Here is a 15,380-nt window from a genome sequence, read left to right on the forward strand (position 1 = left end):
CTGGGGGAGCGAAGGAGGAACAGTGCTCGCTTTGATTGGTCTAGTACTGGGTGTGGTGCTGGGAGTGGTCATCACCCCGGACATCCCTGCCGTTTTGACCCCGTACCTGCCGATCGCGGTGGTTGCGGCCCTGGATGCGGCGTTTGGGGGACTGCGAGCCTACTTTGACGGTAACTTCTCCGACCGCGTATTTGTCACCTCCTTCGTCTTCAACGTGGTGGTGGCGGGCCTGATCGTCTTCCTCGGCGACCGCCTGGGGGTGGGCTCACAGATGACTACTGCCATCGTCGTCGTGCTTGGCATCCGCATCTTCACCAACGCTGCCGCCATTCGCCGTCAGGTATTCAAGGCATGAACAAGGTACGGGTCACCCGGGGCACGGTAGCGGTTGGCGTGGTGGCAGCGGTGCTAGGTTTCGGGCTCATCACCCAGATGCGGCAGCAGGAAGACAACCCTTTCAGCTCCATGCGGCAGGACGACCTCGTGCGTTACCTGGACGAACTAACCACTCGGAACGACGAGTTGGCTGCTGAAGAGATTGAGCTGCGCGCCGAGTTGGGCAACCTGCGGGCCGGGGCGGATTCCTCGGCAGCGGCCCGCGCGGCGGCCGAGGAGCAGGCGCGCATCAACGGCATCCTGGCGGGGACCTTGCCCGCCACTGGACCGGGCGTGGTGGTGCGGATTGTTGACGACCACAATGCTTTGACATCCTCCGTCATGGTCACGCTCTTCGAGGAACTACGCAACGCAGGCGCCGAGTCCATTGAGGTCAACGACATCCGGATCACCGCCACCTCGTGGGTGAAACGCGAAGGCCAGAGCCTAATCGTCAACGGCACACCGGTATCTTCCCCACTGATAGTGCGGGCAATTGGCAACCCGGAGACGCTATCTGTAGCCTTGGCGATTCCTGGCGGCGCGACGGCGCAGGTCAAGGCACTCAACGCAGCGATCACCGTCACGGAGTCTGAGTCAGTGGACATCACTGCTGTCATCGAAGCGCCCGCGCCCCAGTATGCTCAGGTGGTGCCGAAAGATAACAAATCGGCATAGACCGCACACCGTGGGGCCTTATAGGATGAGGGAGCATTTGTGATTCAACGGAGGGGGATCTCGCGATGAACGACCAGCCGTACATGGACCCGAGCATCACGCAGCAGCTCGGGGCGATCATTGCTGACCCTGTTGCGGACGATGTGCTGACGCCGCAACCATTGAACGCGGATGACCGGGCAGCCGTGGCCGCTTTGCCGCCGCGCTCGGCGTTGCTGATCGTGCAGCGTGGCCCGAACGTGGGGGCCCGCTTCCTCCTGGACGCGGAACTGACCACGGCCGGACGTCGGCCAGCAGCCGACATCTTCTTGGACGACGTCACCGTCTCTCGGCGCCACGCCGAGTTCCACGCCACGCCCACCGGTTTCGAGGTACGCGACTCCGGCTCGCTCAACGGCACTTACGTCAACCGAGAGCGGATCGACCGGTGCGCTCTGCGTAGCGGTGACGAGGTGCAGATCGGCAAGTATCGACTCACCTTCGTGGCCAGCCCGAACCGCCCTGCGGCCCAGTGACTCGCGGCGCTGCGCGTCCTGTCTCCTCCCACGCTGCCCTCCCTGAGCCCAAAGGCCAGTGGCCTTTCGACGCATCGGACGAACCGGTCTACTCCATCGGAGAAGTCGTTGCGATGGTCAGTGCCGAATTCCCCACCCTCACCCAGTCCAAACTCCGTTTCCTGGGGGAGAAGGGGATAGTCACACCGCACCGCACCGGCGCCCGCTACCGTCGCTACTCGCAGACCGACGTTGCCCGTATCCGCTTCACGTTGGCCGCCCAGCGCGATTCCTTCATGCCGTTGAAGGAAATACTCAACCGACTGCATGAGCTGGATGCAGGCCGCCCCGCCGAGGTACCGCGGGTCGCCCGCGTGGTGGCGTCGGAGGGAGAGTTGGTGCGTCCCAACCCGGACGATTCCATCGGCCTGCGGGATATCGCTGAGCTGACCGGTGCCACGGACGCCGAGCTGGAGGCGATGCTGGCCGCGCGCCTGCTCGAACCAGATCGCCGCGGCCGCCTGCAAGGACGCAGCATAGAAATAGTCCAGCAACTGTTGTTGTTGGGCCGCTACGGCATAGAGCCGCGCCATCTGCTGCCGCTGCGCAAATCTGCTGAGCACGCGGCCGAGACCATTGAACGGGCGGTGGCTCCGATAACGGCGCACAACTCCGGCGCCGGACGCGAGCGGGGCAGGGCCCGTGGGGCGGAAATGGCTGAGGTATTTGCCGCACTTTTCGCGGCCTTGGTGCGCGCGCAGACGGGCCACTAGGTCACGTGCCGGTCTCAACCTCAGCTTGAGGGTTAGCGGTCCCGTGTGTCTCGTTGACGTGTCCGATAGGTCGTCCTAGCTTTGACTCAGTGACCGTATCAAACGCACGAACGGAGCAGCCCGTGGACACGCCCTCCCACGACGCAGGCAGCCGGTGGAACCAGCCGATGCTTTTTGGCGACCCCGTCGCGCACGTCGACGACGCCACTGGCTATCGCGGCCCGATTGCCTGCCAGGCAGCCGGCATTACCTACCGGCAGCTGGACTATTGGGCGCGCACCGGGCTAGTCGAGCCCTCGGTGCGGGGCGCGAAGGGCTCCGGCTCGCAGCGACTGTACTCCTTCCGCGACATCCTGGTGTTGAAGGTGGTGAAGCGACTGCTTGATTCCGGCGTTTCACTGCAGCAGATCCGTACCGCCATCTCCCACCTGGCAGAAAGGGGCGTGGAGGACCTCTCTGGCATCACCCTGATGAGCGATGGTGCCTCGGTCTACGAGTGCACCAGTGCTTCGGAGGTTATCGACTTGGTGCAAGGCGGGCAGGGAGTCTTTGGGATAGCCGTCGGCCGCGTGTGGCGCGAGATTGAGGGCACTTTGGCACAGTTACCTACCGAGCGGGACGAGGAGGCGGTGGCGCCGGTGGTAGATGAGCTGGCGGCGCGCAGGGCGCGCCGCAACGCCTCCTGAAACCTGCTTTGGCCCCGGACATCCCCGGGGCCAAAGTGTTGATAGGGGAGAACACCTAGCGGTGCCGTGGGGGCCTAGGTCGCTCTTCTTTTGTCATAATGTACATTATCGGACATTGGCTAGTTACCAGCGGCAGTGGCTCTCCAGCCACGCCAGGAACGCGGCAATATCCCGATCCCACACGTCCCAGTCGTGCCCGCCAGGCCCGTAACGCTGCGTAACGTCCAAGCCCGCCGCCTGTGCGGCGGCCGCGAACCGCTTGGCTGCCGCCAGATGCGAGTCCTCAGTTCCGCACGCCACATACAGCGCGGGATAATTCGCAGGCTCGGATACGCGTGCCAACTGCGCCAACAAATCCGCCGCCCGCCCCTCTAGAGGCTCGGCACCAAACACCCGTCGCTGTTCGGTGCCGCTGGGCTCCCGCCAGCGGCGGGCGACGTCGAGCGAACCGCCAAATGAACCAGCCGCCCGGAACTGCTCTGGCGCAGCCAGCGCCCACGCCATGGCCCCGTAACCTCCCATGGACAGTCCCGCCACCGCGGTGCGCTCCGGCTCGCAGGTCAGCCCCAAGACTCGTCGCGTCAGCGGCAGCAGATCCGATCTGACATAATCCCCGAAGCGCAACCCGCCGACCTCATTGGCGTAGAAAGACCGCCCAACCTCGGGCATCACCACCGCAATATTGCGCCCGGTCAGGTAGCGTTCGAGGCGGCTGCGCCGCAGCCAGCCAAAGGCGGAATCTCCCAGGCCGTGGAACAGAAAAAGCACCGCGGGCGGGGCAGCAAAATCCGCCTGGTCCTGCGGCTGCAGGACGCAGACGGATGTTTGCATCGCCAAAGCTTGCGAGTACCACTCGCCGGTCAAAAGGGCCATGCGCCGATTATCTCAGGCCCGCTCCTCGAAGCACCGAACAGCCAGCCAGGCACCCGGCAACAGACCTGCGACGGCAGCGGCCTTTAACGCGTCTCCGACCAGGAAGGGCACTACTCCGGCCATGAGCGCGGAGCGCAGATCACTGCCGAGCACCAACAGCCAGGACACGCCCCCCACGTAAATGACAGCTGATGCCGCGGCGAAGGCTACGACCAGCAGGCCCGCGTGCCGATCCCAGCCCCGGCGAGCCGCCACTCCCAGCAACACGGCGGCGGGCAGGTAGCCGAGCAGGTAACCGGTGGTCGGCCCACCCAGGCCGAAACCAAATCCGGCGAATACTGGTACCCCGGCGGCCCCCAGCGCCACGTAGCTGGCCACCGCCGCCGCACCCCGCGCCGGGCCCAGCGTCGCCCCTACCAGCAAAACCGCAAAAGTTCCGAGCGTCAACGGCACTGGGGTGCCCGGCAACGGGATCTTTACCTGCCCCACCACGGTGATGAACAAGGTGCCAAAAGCGATCAACAGTAGTTGCCGCGCCTGGCCAGAAACGCGTAGGCGCGGGGAGAAAATGTCGGCCAGAACCGGCCGCAGTACAAGAGTGGACATGCCCTCAGAATGCCACCTCTCCCCCGCCGGGCCGCCTGCCGCCACCGCCCGCATCCCCACCACCTCTTTGTACTAATCCTCCAAAACGACCGCTTGAAGCAAAAATCACCATCTTTCACTCAAAATAAACGCACATAACGTGCAGGTTACGTTCATAAACGGCTGGTAGCTTCGAGGCGCGCTGAGTTTATAACGGTATGGTGACGGGACAAGGGTCGCCCGGTAGCCGTGGCTGCTATCAGCAAGGTGCGAACAAAGGCGGAGAAACAGGAGGAATCATGGCGGAACGTGCGTTACGCGGCATGAAGATTGGTGCCTACAGCCTTGAGTCCGAAGAAGGCGTGGCCTTTGCCCCCCGGGTGCGGCACGAGTACCAGTGCCCAGAAGGGCACACCACCCTGGTCCCTTTCGCTGACGACGCCGAGATCCCCCAGGTGTGGGACTGCAAGTGTGGCGAGCAGGCATTCCTGGTGGGTGGACAGGTGCCCGAGCCGGAGAAACCGGCTAAGCCGACGCGCACCCACTGGGACATGTTGCTTGAGCGCCGTTCCATTGAGGAACTCGAGGCGCTGCTAGAAGAGCGCCTGGCGCTGCTGCGCTCCGGTGAAATGCGGCGACGCTCGGCCTAGCCGTGGCTAACTATTTTGGGGGGCGCTTGTAGCGCCCCCCAAAATAGTTAGCGGCGCCGGGCCAGCAGGGCTTGCAGCTGGCTCTTCCGTTTAGCCAGGCCCCACTTCGCGGTGCGTGCGAGCGCCTCGGTGACAATAGATCCGCTCATCTTGGACACACCCTGAGCGCGTTCAACGAAGCTGATCGGTACCTCGGCGATCGAACCGCCGATCTGGTCGACGCGTCGCGTCATGTCGATCTGGAAGCAGTAGCCCGCCGATTCGACCGAGGCCAAGTTGAGACGGCGCAACAGGTCTGCCCGGTAAACCCGGAAGCCGGCCGTGGCGTCCCGCACGCCCATGCCGAGCCAGAACTCGGTCCACAGAGAGCCGCCGCGTGACAAGAGTTTGCGGTGCAGGGGCCACCCCACCGTCCCCCCGCCGCGGACCCAGCGGGAACCAATCACCAGGTCTGGCGCGTCGGGGGCCTGCGCCCGGTGTAGCAACAACGCCAGCTGCTCGGGGCGGTGTGAACCGTCGGCATCCATCTCACACAGCAGGTCATAGCCGTGCTCCAGTCCCCACCGGAACGCCGCCAAATAGGCTGGCCCGAGCCCTTCCTTCTGGGTGCGGTGCAGGACATGGATGTGTTCGTCTTCGCTGGCGCGCTCGTCCGCCCACTGCCCGGTGCCGTCAGGGCTAGCGTCGTCAGCTATCAAGACATGGGCTTCGGGCACTGCAGCCCGCAACCGGGCCAACACTCCCGGCAAGGACTCCATCTCGTTGTAGGTGGGAATGCACACCAAGACTCTCATTACTTACTCCCCTTGTGCCGCTTCCTCGCGTTTTTTCCACCTCGATTGTAGTGCGCGGACACCCAGGCCTAAAACACACAACCCACCGATGGCGCCTACCGCCCGCTCGACCCACGGCCCCACCCACACGGCGGGCGTTACCACTGTCCGCAGCGGCAGGCGCGCCAGCATGGTGTCGGCAGTAAATAGCTCCGTCGCCTGCAGCAATTGACCTTCCGGATCGATGATCCCCGAAACGCCCACCGTGGAGACCTGCACCCCGGCGCGAGAGAGCTCGGCCGCGCGGAGACGGGTCATGGCCAGCTGTTGCTCCGCCTCGCTGGTCCACCCAAACGTCGCGTTGTTCGTAGGAATGACGAGCAGCTCGCCCGCGGCCGCCTGCCGCATCACCTGATCTACCCCTACCTCGAAGCAGATCCCTACCCCCAGTTTGACCTCCCGTCCCAAGGAACGCGCAGGCACTGCCAGTACGGCGGGCGCGCGGCCAGGCAGCATGTCCACCGTTAACAGGTTAGACAGTGAGGTCAAGGACGTCACCAGGCCCCGTAACGGCAAGTACTCCGCAAAAGGGGCAGGACGTTGCTTCGTGTAGCGCTGCCCGTAGTTTTTCTCCACGGTGCGCACCACCAGCTCGTTGTAGCGCACCCGCCCGGTGGCGGTCTTTTCGTAGCGCACGGCACCGACCACGATGGGGGCGTTGACGTCGTGGACCGCCTGATCCACCAACGCCTCTATCTCCGGGTAGGCCCGGGGATCAAGATCGGCAGCGTTCTCGGGCCACAACACAATGTCGATCTGGATACCGGCCTGCCGGGCGCGCGCCGAAGCGGCCAGCGTGCCCGCCATGTGATTGGTGGTCACCTCACTAGCGCGCGAGAATGCGTCCAACCCCGGACGCGCCACGTTGCCCTGAACGGCTGCCACCTCCAGTTCCCCCGTCATCGGTTGCGTACCGAAACTTGGAATGGGAAGCACCAGGCACACCAGGACCCCCAACAGCATCACCCCACTGCGGCGCCGCCCCACCAAGGCCACGGCGGCCTCGCTGACAAAGGTGCCCAACAGCACCACTAGACCGGTCAAACCCACCGCCGAGATCCACGGTACGTACCGCAGCAGGGGCGAATCTACCTGGGTGTAGGCCAGGTTGCCCCAGGGAAAACCACCAAAAGGAAAGTGGGAGCGAGCCAAGTCACTAGCCGTCCACAGCACGGCCCAGCCCACCGCCACCAGGCTCCCCCGCCCTAGCAGTGGCAAGGCACCCACTGCGGCGTGCGCCCGTTTGCGGGCGGGTAGGCGTGCCAGCGGCAAAGCAACCGGACCGAGTACCGCAGCGGCCACCGCCCCGCCCACGGCCACGAAACTGGCCTCGAGTAGGCCGAGCACCAACCACACCCAGGTGGTGTTGAGGGAGACTTCGATGAAACGCAGGAGCGGTAAGTAGAAAGCTAGGCCTGCTACCAGTCCCAGGAGGGCCGCCGTCCCGGGACGCAACCGTACCAGCAGCGAGCCAAGCAGGCCCGCCCCTAGCAGCGCCGCCGGCCAGCAGGCCACCGGCTCGTGTCCCAAAGCCAGCAAGCCGCCCCCCGTAAGCGCAGCTAGTAACAGCAGGAGGAAACGGCCTACAGCCCGGACCATGCCACCACTCCACGCCGCAAGGCCCGCACAGCCTGCCAGGCTCGCTCCGACAGCTCCGGGGTCGGGGCGGCGTTTACCAGTTGCTCCAAGAGGTCCAGCACCTGCTTGACCCAGCGGACGAAATCGCCGGGGGTGACTTCGCTTTGCGCCAGACATTGGGCCAGGTTGGCGCCCTGCGCCCACCGCCAGACGGCGTGGGCAATACCGTCATCGATCAGCTCCGGGGGCTGTAGTCCGTGGGAGACGCAGGTGGTCGCCACCTGTCGGGCTTTAGCCGCGGTTGCCTTCAGCGCAGCGGTGGCCCGCGGCGGCACCGGGCCGGGGCGCATCTCTTGCGCCCGGGCCTCGAAAACGCAGCTGGAAACCACAGCCGCCAGTTCGGCAGCCTCCAAATCCTCCCAAATTCCCGCGCGCAGGCACTCGGCGATCAGCAGATCGCGCTCCCCGTAGATGCGGGCAAGCATCTGCCCGGCAGCAGTAACCTGCCCCGCCTGGTCGAGATAGTCAAAGTCCTGCAACACGGCACAGACCTGGTCGAACTGTCCCACGATGCCACCGGTACGCGCCTCCACATTAGCCAACAGCCGGTCGCGTTCCACCCGGGCGCGGACCCACTGGCGGGCTCGGCGGGCATGCACTTCCCGTTCGCCACACCCGTGGCAGGGATGCGCCCGCAGTTGGGCTCGCAGCTCCACAATGCGGTTGTCGTTCTCCGCCGAGAGCTGCCGTTTGTGCAGGGCGGTGCTGCGGCGCAGCTCCCGTGCCGCCGCCGCCAGGTCACGACGCTCCTGGGGGCGACGACCTGACGTGCCGCGCGGTACCCGCACTCGACCAACCACCTGCACTCCAGCCGGACATTCAATGAGCCCCAACCGCTTGAGACGCGCATCCTCGGTGACCACCTGCAGCAGGCTGTTCCCCTCGCGCGTCTCCGTGTGCGCCAACACCACCCCTAGGCTCTCCCGGCGGGCGTGCCGGAACTGGACGACGTCCCCACGCCGCGCTTGGCGCAACGAGTCAGCAGCTTGCTTCCGCACCGCCAACGACCGCTGCCGAGACGCGGCCTTTTCCGCATCGGCCAACTTTTGCCGCAACAGCGCGTATTCCCCAAAGTCCCCCAGGTGGCAAACCATAGCGTCAGCATGCTCGGCCATAACCTGCTCGTGGGTGCGTACCTGCCGGGCTACCCCCACCACGGACCTGTCGGCCTGGAATTGGGCAAACGACTGCCGCAGCACAGCTCGGGCCTGCTCCCGGGTGAGCTTACTGAGCAGATTCACCGCCATATTGAAAGTTGGGTGAAAAGCACTGCGCAACGGGTAGGTGCGACGAGAAGCCAGCTGGGAGACGAGCTCAGGTTTGGTTTCGCTGCGGGCCACCACCACGGCGTGCCCCTCAACGTCTATCCCGCGCCGCCCGGCCCGGCCCGTCAGTTGGGTGTACTCCCCCGCTGATAGCTGCACATGCGCCGAACCATCCCATTTGCGCAGCGACTCAATAACCACGGTGCGCGCTGGCATATTTATTCCCAGGGCGAGGGTTTCGGTGGCAAAAACCACCTTGATCGCTCCCGCGGAAAAGAGTCGTTCCACCGTTTCCTTGAAGACCGGCAGCAGGCCCGCGTGGTGAGGGGCGATGCCTTCCCGCAAGGCAGCAGCGAAGCTGTCGAAGCCTACGACGGCGAGGTCCGCCGTCGGCAGACTGGCTACGGCGGCCTGCAAGTGCTGGTCAATTAGGGCCCGTTCGCTCTTGTTGGTTAGGCGCACCCCGGCGGCTAACAGCTGCTCGACAGCGGCGTCACACCCCGCCCGGGAGAAAACAAAAACTATCGCGGGCAACAGCCCCAAGTTGTCTAGTTCGGTGATGAGTTCGCTGCGCTGATAACGACCGCCGACAGCCCGTCGCAAACCGCCCCGCCCCACGGAGGGGAAGGCCCGCGTGTAAGCCGACAGCAAGGCGGGGTTGAGGGGATTTTGCTTCGCACTGGCTCGGTGGGAGTAGAGATCATAGAGTTTGGTACCCACCGCCATGTGTTGCCACAAGGGCACGGGCCGCAGCTCGCTGACCACGACTTCAGTGTCGCCCCGTACTTCGGCCAACCACTGCCCGAATTCTTCGGCATTGGAGACAGTGGCGGACAGGGAGACGATTTGGACCCGCTCGGGCAGGTGGATGATCACTTCCTCCCACACCGGCCCGCGGAAACGATCGGCCAAATAATGCACCTCGTCCATAATCACAAAACCGAGATTGTCCACTGCCCGCGAGTTGGCGTAGAGCATATTGCGCAACACCTCGGTGGTCATCACCACGACGGGCGCATCGCCATTAATTGCACTGTCACCGGTGAGCAAACCAATCTTCTGCGCCCCGTAGCGGGCCACCAGGTCAGCATACTTTTGGTTGGACAGCGCCTTGATAGGGGTGGTGTAGAAAACGCGCACCCCCTGCGCAAGGGCCAGGTGCACAGCGAATTCGCCGACTACGGTCTTGCCTGCCCCCGTGGGGGCTGCCACCAAGACGCCTCGCCCGGCCTCCAGGGCCTGGCAGCCCTGGAGCTGGAAGTCGTCGAGCTCAAACTCGAACCCGGCGGCGAATCGCGCCGCCTCGCTGCGGGCAAACGCCGCCCGTGCCTTGGCGGCGGCGTAGTTGGCTGCGTGGGAAGTCATAGCGCCAGCGTAATATCCCCTGTCCCCCGGCGGCGGCGCACCTGCCCGCTCGGTGCAGACTTGCGGCCACAGCGCCCCTCGGAGCCGCAGCCCCTAGGGGTGTGCGGCGGCGGCCTGCAGACCCTTCTGGGCCTCCAAGTAGGCCCCGGCTGCGGCCCGGGCTAGGGAAAGCGCCTCCGCCCCGCCCGCATCCAGTGGGGTGAGCGAAGTTACAAACGTCCCGATGCCTAACATCCAGTGCGCCAACCAGGTCGGGGAATAGCCGGTGGCGATGTAGGTCTCGCCTTGTACCTCCACGTGTTCCAGCTCCCCTATCCAGGCCCCCGCCTCCGTCAGCCCGAGGGCCACCCTAGCGGTGGCGGAAGCAGAGGCAGCTGGGGGGTGGGCCGGGACGGTCACCGGGCCGACGGCCCGGGCTGCTGCGATCCGGTCCAGTCGGAAGCAGCGCGGGGCGCGCGAGAAGGTGCAGTACGCCTCCAAGTATGTGGCCGTCCCGGCGGTACTCAAACTCCGGGGCACAACCACGCGGCGACTGGGCTGCCCGAGCGCATCCACGTAGTCAATCTCCACCCCGTGCCCGGCAGCAATGGCCTGCAAATAAACACTCGTCGGAACCTGGGGGGCGGTCGGCGGCCGCACGGCGTCTTTATCACCGCTGGCCTGCCCAACGGCCTCCTGCAACCGGGACAAGGTTTCCTCCACCTCCGGTCCGGGAGCCAGTGCGGCCAGCACCCGCAGAGCAATCACTAGCGTCGCTGCCTCGGTGGCCGTCAACCGCAGCGGAGTGCCCATACCCTGCGCCTCCACCAGGCGCAAAGTGCGCCGTTCGGCAGCATCGACATCGAAGTCGAGTAAGTCATCCGGTAGATAGCCCGGCCGCCCAGAGACAAACAACGTCGAGACATCTCGAAGAATTTCGGCCTCGCTCACCCCGAAATGGGCGGCCGCCTGCGCCACCGGCACCTCGACGTGCCGCTCCAAATACGCCACCAGCGCCAACATGCGGGTCAGGCGGGCCGTGGCCTTCCGCCGCTGCCGCCTAAGTGGGGGCGGGGTGAGGCTGACCGGCAAGCTCGGCGCAGCCAGCAACTGCCGGTGGGACCGCGCCACGTCCGCCGCCAACTCCGGCGGGGCCAGCACCTGAGCCGCCGCCCCGAGCGCCGCCAGCTCCTCCCGCAGGCCAAAATCATCGGCGAAGGTCAGGAACGTGTCCGGTCCTTGCGTCCAGCTCGCAACCGCGCGCAGCTGCAACCCGCGCCCCTGATTAGCGGCGAGCCGCACCTGCACCGTCACCTGCTGCCCCTGGGCCGCCAGCGACGGCAGCCGCTGCGGGCGCCGCTGCGATGCCTGCTGCTCCAGCTGCTTTACCTCGCCCACGATCCGGGACAACCGGTAGGTGCGCTGCTCGCCGCGCTGCCGGTCGTAACCCAGCAGATACCAGGCCCCTGCCCGGGGGGAAACCAGCCACGGCTCAACCAGACGGCGGCTCGGCCGCTCATCCCGACTCCCCCGGTAAGAAAACTCCACCACCAGCCGGGCGTCAATGGCGGGTATGAGCGCCATGAGGGCCGGCTCGGCACCCCCGCCCAGGGCAGGCAAGGCGCTGCGCCAACCCCCGGCGTCGGATTCCACCACCGCCCGCAGCTTCGTTAGCCCCCGGCCTGCCACCTCGTCCAAGTCAGTCTGCCGCCACAAACCCGCAGCGATCGCCACCACACTGGCCTGCACCGGACTAAGCGCTAGGTCGACCAGCGCGTAAGAATCCGGATCAATTGAGTAGCGCTGATCATCGCCGTGCGTGGCAGCAGTCGTCACCACCAGCGGCACCCCGATATCTCGCAGTGCGGCCTTGTCCCGTTCGAACATTTGTGTCACGGCTCGCGGGTCAGCCGACAGATCGTAGCCCGCCACCTGCGTGAGGATTTCAGCACGGCTCAGCGGCTGCGGGGCATGGACCAAGGCAATCAATAGGTCCATCTGCCGTTCAGATACTTTATCGGCGGTGGGGGGATTACTCACCTGACCGATCCTAGGTGGCCTATGCCCCGGCCGTCATCACCGCCACTACAGTCGGCAGGCCAAAATATCGGTCACGATAATGCCGCGGGCCCCCACTTCCTCCAGCCGATCCAGGATGGTGTTCACCTCAGCCTGCCGCACCATAGACCGCACCGCCTTCCAGCGCGGATCGTGCAAATCAGCCACGGTCGGCGACTGCAACCCCGGCGTAATGGCCACCGCCTGCTCCAACTGCCCGGCCGGGATGTCGTAATCGACGAGCACATATTCGCGCGCCACCAACACCCCCTGGATCCGCCGATCCAGCCGCCGCACCGCCGGATGGTCCTGCCAGGACGGTCGCGTGATGAGCACCGCCTCACTGTGCAACAAGGGCTCGCCAAAGACCTCTAGCCCCGCTGCCTTCAACGTCGCCCCGGTCTCCACCACGTCGGCCACCGCGTCGGCCACCCCCAACTGCACCGAGGACTCGACCGCCCCATCTAGGTGCACCACAGTGGCGCTGACCCCCTGCTGTTCCAGGTACCGCCGCACCAGCACGTCGTAGCTGGTGGCGATGCGCGCCCCCGCCAGGTCACCCACCGTCGCGTAACGTCCCACCGGGCCCGCGAACCGGAACGTCGCCGCCCCAAAACGTAGCGCCCGATGCTCCACCGCCGCGGTCTCGGCGGTGTCGTGCAACAGGTCCCTGCCCGTAATGCCCACGTGCACGGTCCCCTGTCCCACGTACACCGCGATGTCACGGGGACGCAAGAAAAACAACTCCACGTCGTTGCTCTGATCCGTCAGCACCAGCTCCCGCCCCTGCCGACACGTGCGGTAACCCGCTTCCTTCAGCAACGAAATGGCGGCCTCAGAAAGCGCCCCCTTATTGGGAACAGCGATACGCAACATCACTCAGAACTTCCGGTACACGTCTGCCAGGCTCAAACCCTTGGCAATCATCATCACCTGGACGTGGTAGAGCAACTGCGAAATCTCCAAGGCGGCGGCCTCCTGCGACTCGTGCTCGCACGCCATCCACACCTCGGCAGCTTCCTCCACGATCTTCTTGCCGATGAAATGCACGCCCTTCGCGTGCTCCTCCACCGTGCGCGAACCGGGCGTGCCGGCCACCACCTTGGCACTCAGATCGGCAAAAAGTTCCTCAAACGTCATGGCTCCACCCTAACGAAGACCGCCCTGCCCAGCCCGGCCCCTATTCGCCTAGTGAGAAAAGCCCCTTCACCTGGCTGGCCTCCTCCACCGCCCCAATGTTCGCCAAAAAATCCGCCATCTCGGTTTCCTTGGCCGCCAACACCGGGTAGTCCACCTCGGCCCACAGGGGCAAGGTTTGGGTCAGCGTGCGCTTAGCCGCCTCCTGGGCGTCACTGGCCGCCAACTCCGGCACGTACGTGGCAGTTGCCCGCAACGCCAAGTCCGGGTCGTGCACCGTGCGCTCGCGGCCCAGCGCCAGGGCCGCCACCGCGGCGCGAATCTGCGGCCCCTTGCTGGCCAGCGCCCGCTCTGTCGTGACCAGGCTGGCTCCCACCAGCGGCAAGCGTTCTCCCAGTGGCAGGACCGTCACTTCCACTCCCTGTGCCGCGGCCTGCACCGGTTCGTTGTTGGCAAAACCGATGACGGCGTCAACCTCATTGGTGGCCAGTGCCGCCACCTGCGTGAAGCCAATGTGCTTGACGTCGACATCACTGTCGTTCAATCCGGCCTCCTGCAACACGTGCTGCAACGCGAAGTAGTTCTCGCCATACGGGCCGGGAATGCCGATGCGCTTGCCGCGTAGGTCTGCTGGGCTGGCCACCTGGGCGTCCGCCCGCGCGATGAGCGCCGTCGGGTGGGTGGCATAGTAGGGCCCCACCACCACCAAATCTGCGCCTCCCGCCCGCGCTACGGCGGCTTCGTCGGCGCCCGCAATCACTAGATCCTCGGTGCCGTCTAGGAGCGCCCCGAACAGGCTCTCGTTGGCACCGTGGTGCCGCAGCTTGGCCGACACCCCCGCCTCCGTGAACAACTGCTCCTCGGCGGCCACGTACGCCGGGGCAAACTGGACGTTAGGGGTGAAGGTCAGGCCCACAGTCACCTCGGTGCTGTCCTCACCCTCGCTGCAACCGCTCAAAAGCAGCAAAGCGACCGCCAGCCCTGCCAGTTGCTTCTTCATCACATAACCTCCCAGGAACGCAAAGCGCGCACGGTGCGGCTGCGCCGCTCAACCTGCGCTACCAACAGATAGATGAGTGCCGCCAAGGCGCCAAGCACGCTGATGGTGGCGAACAGGCCCGCGGTGTTGGCATTTTCCCGCTGCACGCTAAGCAGCAGTCCCAGCCCTTGGCCCCCCATCACGAATTCGCCGACCACGGCACCGGTGATGGACAGCGGCAGACCTGCCCGCAGCCCAGCCAGGAAGCCAGGCAAGGCCATCGGGGCGTAGATGTAACGCAACAGCTGGCGTGGCCCCGCCCCATCTAGCCGGGCAGCATCCAACACGTCGCGATCCACGGATCGCAGCGCGTGCAAGGTCGCCACAAACACCGGGAAGAACACCATCAGGGTGGTCAGTACGACGATTGGCGCCAGTCCGTAGCCCACCCACAGCACCAGCAGCGGCGCCAAAGCGATGGCAGGGATAGCTTGAGAGGCCGCGATGTAGGGGCTGAGCGCCCGATCGACCATCCGCCACCGAAACACGGCGTAAGCCAGCGGCACGCCGAGCACCACCGCGCCCACGCACCCCAAGCCTGCCTCTGCCAGGGTGGTGGCCGCCATGCGGGGCAGCAGGCCGCTCGCCACGCCCTCCGCCAGCCGCTGGCCCACCGCCTGCGGGGGCGGCAGGACAAAAGGCGGCACCAACCGCCAGGTGGTCACGATTAGCCAGAGCGTCAATAGCAGCCCCAGCAGCACCCAGGCGGGCAGCCACTGCTTCCACCGGTGCACGCGGGACCGCGCGATCGCCTTATCCACAGCTGCCCTTCCCCTCCGGGGGTAGGCAGCAGGCGGCCGACGCGCACGCGCCAACCGTCGCCGTGCCACCTCCCATCCGGACTTTCACCGTCGGTCCTGGAATTCCACCAGGTCAACCGCGCAGATACGCGGGTCGCGGACTATCACCGCCGGTTCGGACTTACACCGACCCCGGAGCACGCAGGCCCCAC

At 65.7% G+C, this 15,380-nt stretch carries 16 protein-coding genes and 1 riboswitch; of the genes, 6 read left to right on the plus strand and 10 right to left on the minus strand.

What is annotated here, in order from left to right; translation table 11 throughout:
- Window positions 1–22: 22 nt before the first annotated feature.
- From BSZ40_RS02715 to BSZ40_RS02735, 5 genes are all read left to right on the plus strand, one after another.
- Entirely contained in the window at window positions 23–355 is a 333-nt protein-coding gene (locus BSZ40_RS02715; RefSeq protein ID WP_073823068.1) for a small basic family protein, read from the plus strand.
- Window positions 352–1,053, plus strand: coding sequence for a DUF881 domain-containing protein (locus tag BSZ40_RS02720; RefSeq protein ID WP_073823070.1), 702 nt, complete (start codon window positions 352–354; stop codon window positions 1,051–1,053). The genes BSZ40_RS02715 and BSZ40_RS02720 overlap by 4 nt, the downstream gene beginning before the upstream one ends.
- 65 nt (window positions 1,054–1,118) lie before the next feature.
- Window positions 1,119–1,568 carry an FHA domain-containing protein gene (locus BSZ40_RS02725; RefSeq protein ID WP_073823072.1) on the plus strand — a complete coding sequence of 150 codons (450 nt, stop codon included), beginning with the start codon at window positions 1,119–1,121 and terminating at the stop codon, window positions 1,566–1,568.
- Window positions 1,565–2,320 carry a transcriptional regulator FtsR gene (ftsR, locus tag BSZ40_RS02730; protein ID WP_073823074.1) on the plus strand — a complete coding sequence of 252 codons (756 nt, stop codon included), beginning with the start codon at window positions 1,565–1,567 and terminating at the stop codon, window positions 2,318–2,320. The genes BSZ40_RS02725 and ftsR overlap by 4 nt, the downstream gene beginning before the upstream one ends.
- A gap of 167 nt (window positions 2,321–2,487) precedes the next feature.
- The gene (locus tag BSZ40_RS02735) at window positions 2,488–3,006 is read left to right on the plus strand and encodes a MerR family transcriptional regulator (RefSeq protein WP_073823076.1); all 519 of its coding nucleotides are present in this window, start codon (window positions 2,488–2,490) and stop codon (window positions 3,004–3,006) included.
- Window positions 3,007–3,129: 123 nt separating this feature from the next.
- On the opposite strand, the gene BSZ40_RS02740 is transcribed toward BSZ40_RS02735, so the two are convergent.
- The gene (locus BSZ40_RS02740; RefSeq protein ID WP_073823078.1) at window positions 3,130–3,879 is read right to left on the minus strand and encodes an alpha/beta hydrolase; all 750 of its coding nucleotides are present in this window, start codon (window positions 3,877–3,879) and stop codon (window positions 3,130–3,132) included.
- Window positions 3,880–3,891: 12 nt separating this feature from the next.
- On the minus strand, window positions 3,892–4,485 hold the full coding sequence (locus BSZ40_RS02745) for a biotin transporter BioY (protein WP_073823080.1): 594 nt from the start codon (window positions 4,483–4,485) through the stop codon (window positions 3,892–3,894).
- A 278-nt stretch (window positions 4,486–4,763) separates the two neighbouring features.
- Here BSZ40_RS02745 and BSZ40_RS02750 point away from each other — a divergent pair, with 278 nt between their 5' ends.
- Complete coding sequence (locus BSZ40_RS02750; RefSeq protein ID WP_073823082.1) at window positions 4,764–5,114, plus strand: RNA polymerase-binding protein RbpA; 351 nt, start codon at window positions 4,764–4,766, stop codon at window positions 5,112–5,114.
- A 47-nt stretch (window positions 5,115–5,161) separates the two neighbouring features.
- On the opposite strand, the gene BSZ40_RS02755 is transcribed toward BSZ40_RS02750, so the two are convergent.
- The 8 genes from BSZ40_RS02755 to BSZ40_RS02790 all read right to left on the minus strand — a co-directional run bounded on the left by BSZ40_RS02755 (window position 5,162) and on the right by BSZ40_RS02790 (window position 15,189).
- Complete coding sequence (locus BSZ40_RS02755; RefSeq protein ID WP_073823084.1) at window positions 5,162–5,908, minus strand: polyprenol monophosphomannose synthase; 747 nt, start codon at window positions 5,906–5,908, stop codon at window positions 5,162–5,164.
- A gap of 3 nt (window positions 5,909–5,911) precedes the next feature.
- Window positions 5,912–7,546, minus strand: coding sequence for an apolipoprotein N-acyltransferase (gene lnt, locus BSZ40_RS02760; protein WP_073823086.1), 1,635 nt, complete (start codon window positions 7,544–7,546; stop codon window positions 5,912–5,914).
- Window positions 7,531–10,215 carry a DEAD/DEAH box helicase gene (locus BSZ40_RS02765; RefSeq protein WP_073823088.1) on the minus strand — a complete coding sequence of 895 codons (2,685 nt, stop codon included), beginning with the start codon at window positions 10,213–10,215 and terminating at the stop codon, window positions 7,531–7,533. The genes lnt and BSZ40_RS02765 overlap by 16 nt, the downstream gene beginning before the upstream one ends.
- A 93-nt stretch (window positions 10,216–10,308) precedes the next feature.
- Window positions 10,309–12,234 carry a WYL domain-containing protein gene (locus tag BSZ40_RS02770; RefSeq protein WP_073823090.1) on the minus strand — a complete coding sequence of 642 codons (1,926 nt, stop codon included), beginning with the start codon at window positions 12,232–12,234 and terminating at the stop codon, window positions 10,309–10,311.
- 45 nt (window positions 12,235–12,279) lie between these two features.
- Window positions 12,280–13,128: an ATP phosphoribosyltransferase gene (gene hisG, locus BSZ40_RS02775; RefSeq protein WP_073823295.1), complete on the minus strand. Its 849-nt coding sequence runs from the start codon at window positions 13,126–13,128 to the stop codon at window positions 12,280–12,282.
- Window positions 13,129–13,131: 3 nt separating this feature from the next.
- On the minus strand, window positions 13,132–13,392 hold the full coding sequence (locus tag BSZ40_RS02780) for a phosphoribosyl-ATP diphosphatase (protein ID WP_073823092.1): 261 nt from the start codon (window positions 13,390–13,392) through the stop codon (window positions 13,132–13,134).
- A gap of 40 nt (window positions 13,393–13,432) precedes the next feature.
- Window positions 13,433–14,389 carry an ABC transporter substrate-binding protein gene (locus BSZ40_RS02785; protein WP_073823094.1) on the minus strand — a complete coding sequence of 319 codons (957 nt, stop codon included), beginning with the start codon at window positions 14,387–14,389 and terminating at the stop codon, window positions 13,433–13,435.
- Window positions 14,389–15,189, minus strand: coding sequence for an ABC transporter permease (locus BSZ40_RS02790; RefSeq protein WP_281246629.1), 801 nt, complete (start codon window positions 15,187–15,189; stop codon window positions 14,389–14,391). The genes BSZ40_RS02785 and BSZ40_RS02790 overlap by 1 nt, the downstream gene beginning before the upstream one ends.
- 60 nt (window positions 15,190–15,249) lie before the next feature.
- Window positions 15,250–15,371: riboswitch (FMN riboswitch) on the minus strand.
- Window positions 15,372–15,380 lie beyond the last annotated feature (9 nt).

This window comes from Buchananella hordeovulneris (assembly GCF_001907235.1).
Taxonomy (GTDB): domain Bacteria; phylum Actinomycetota; class Actinomycetes; order Actinomycetales; family Actinomycetaceae; genus Buchananella; species Buchananella hordeovulneris.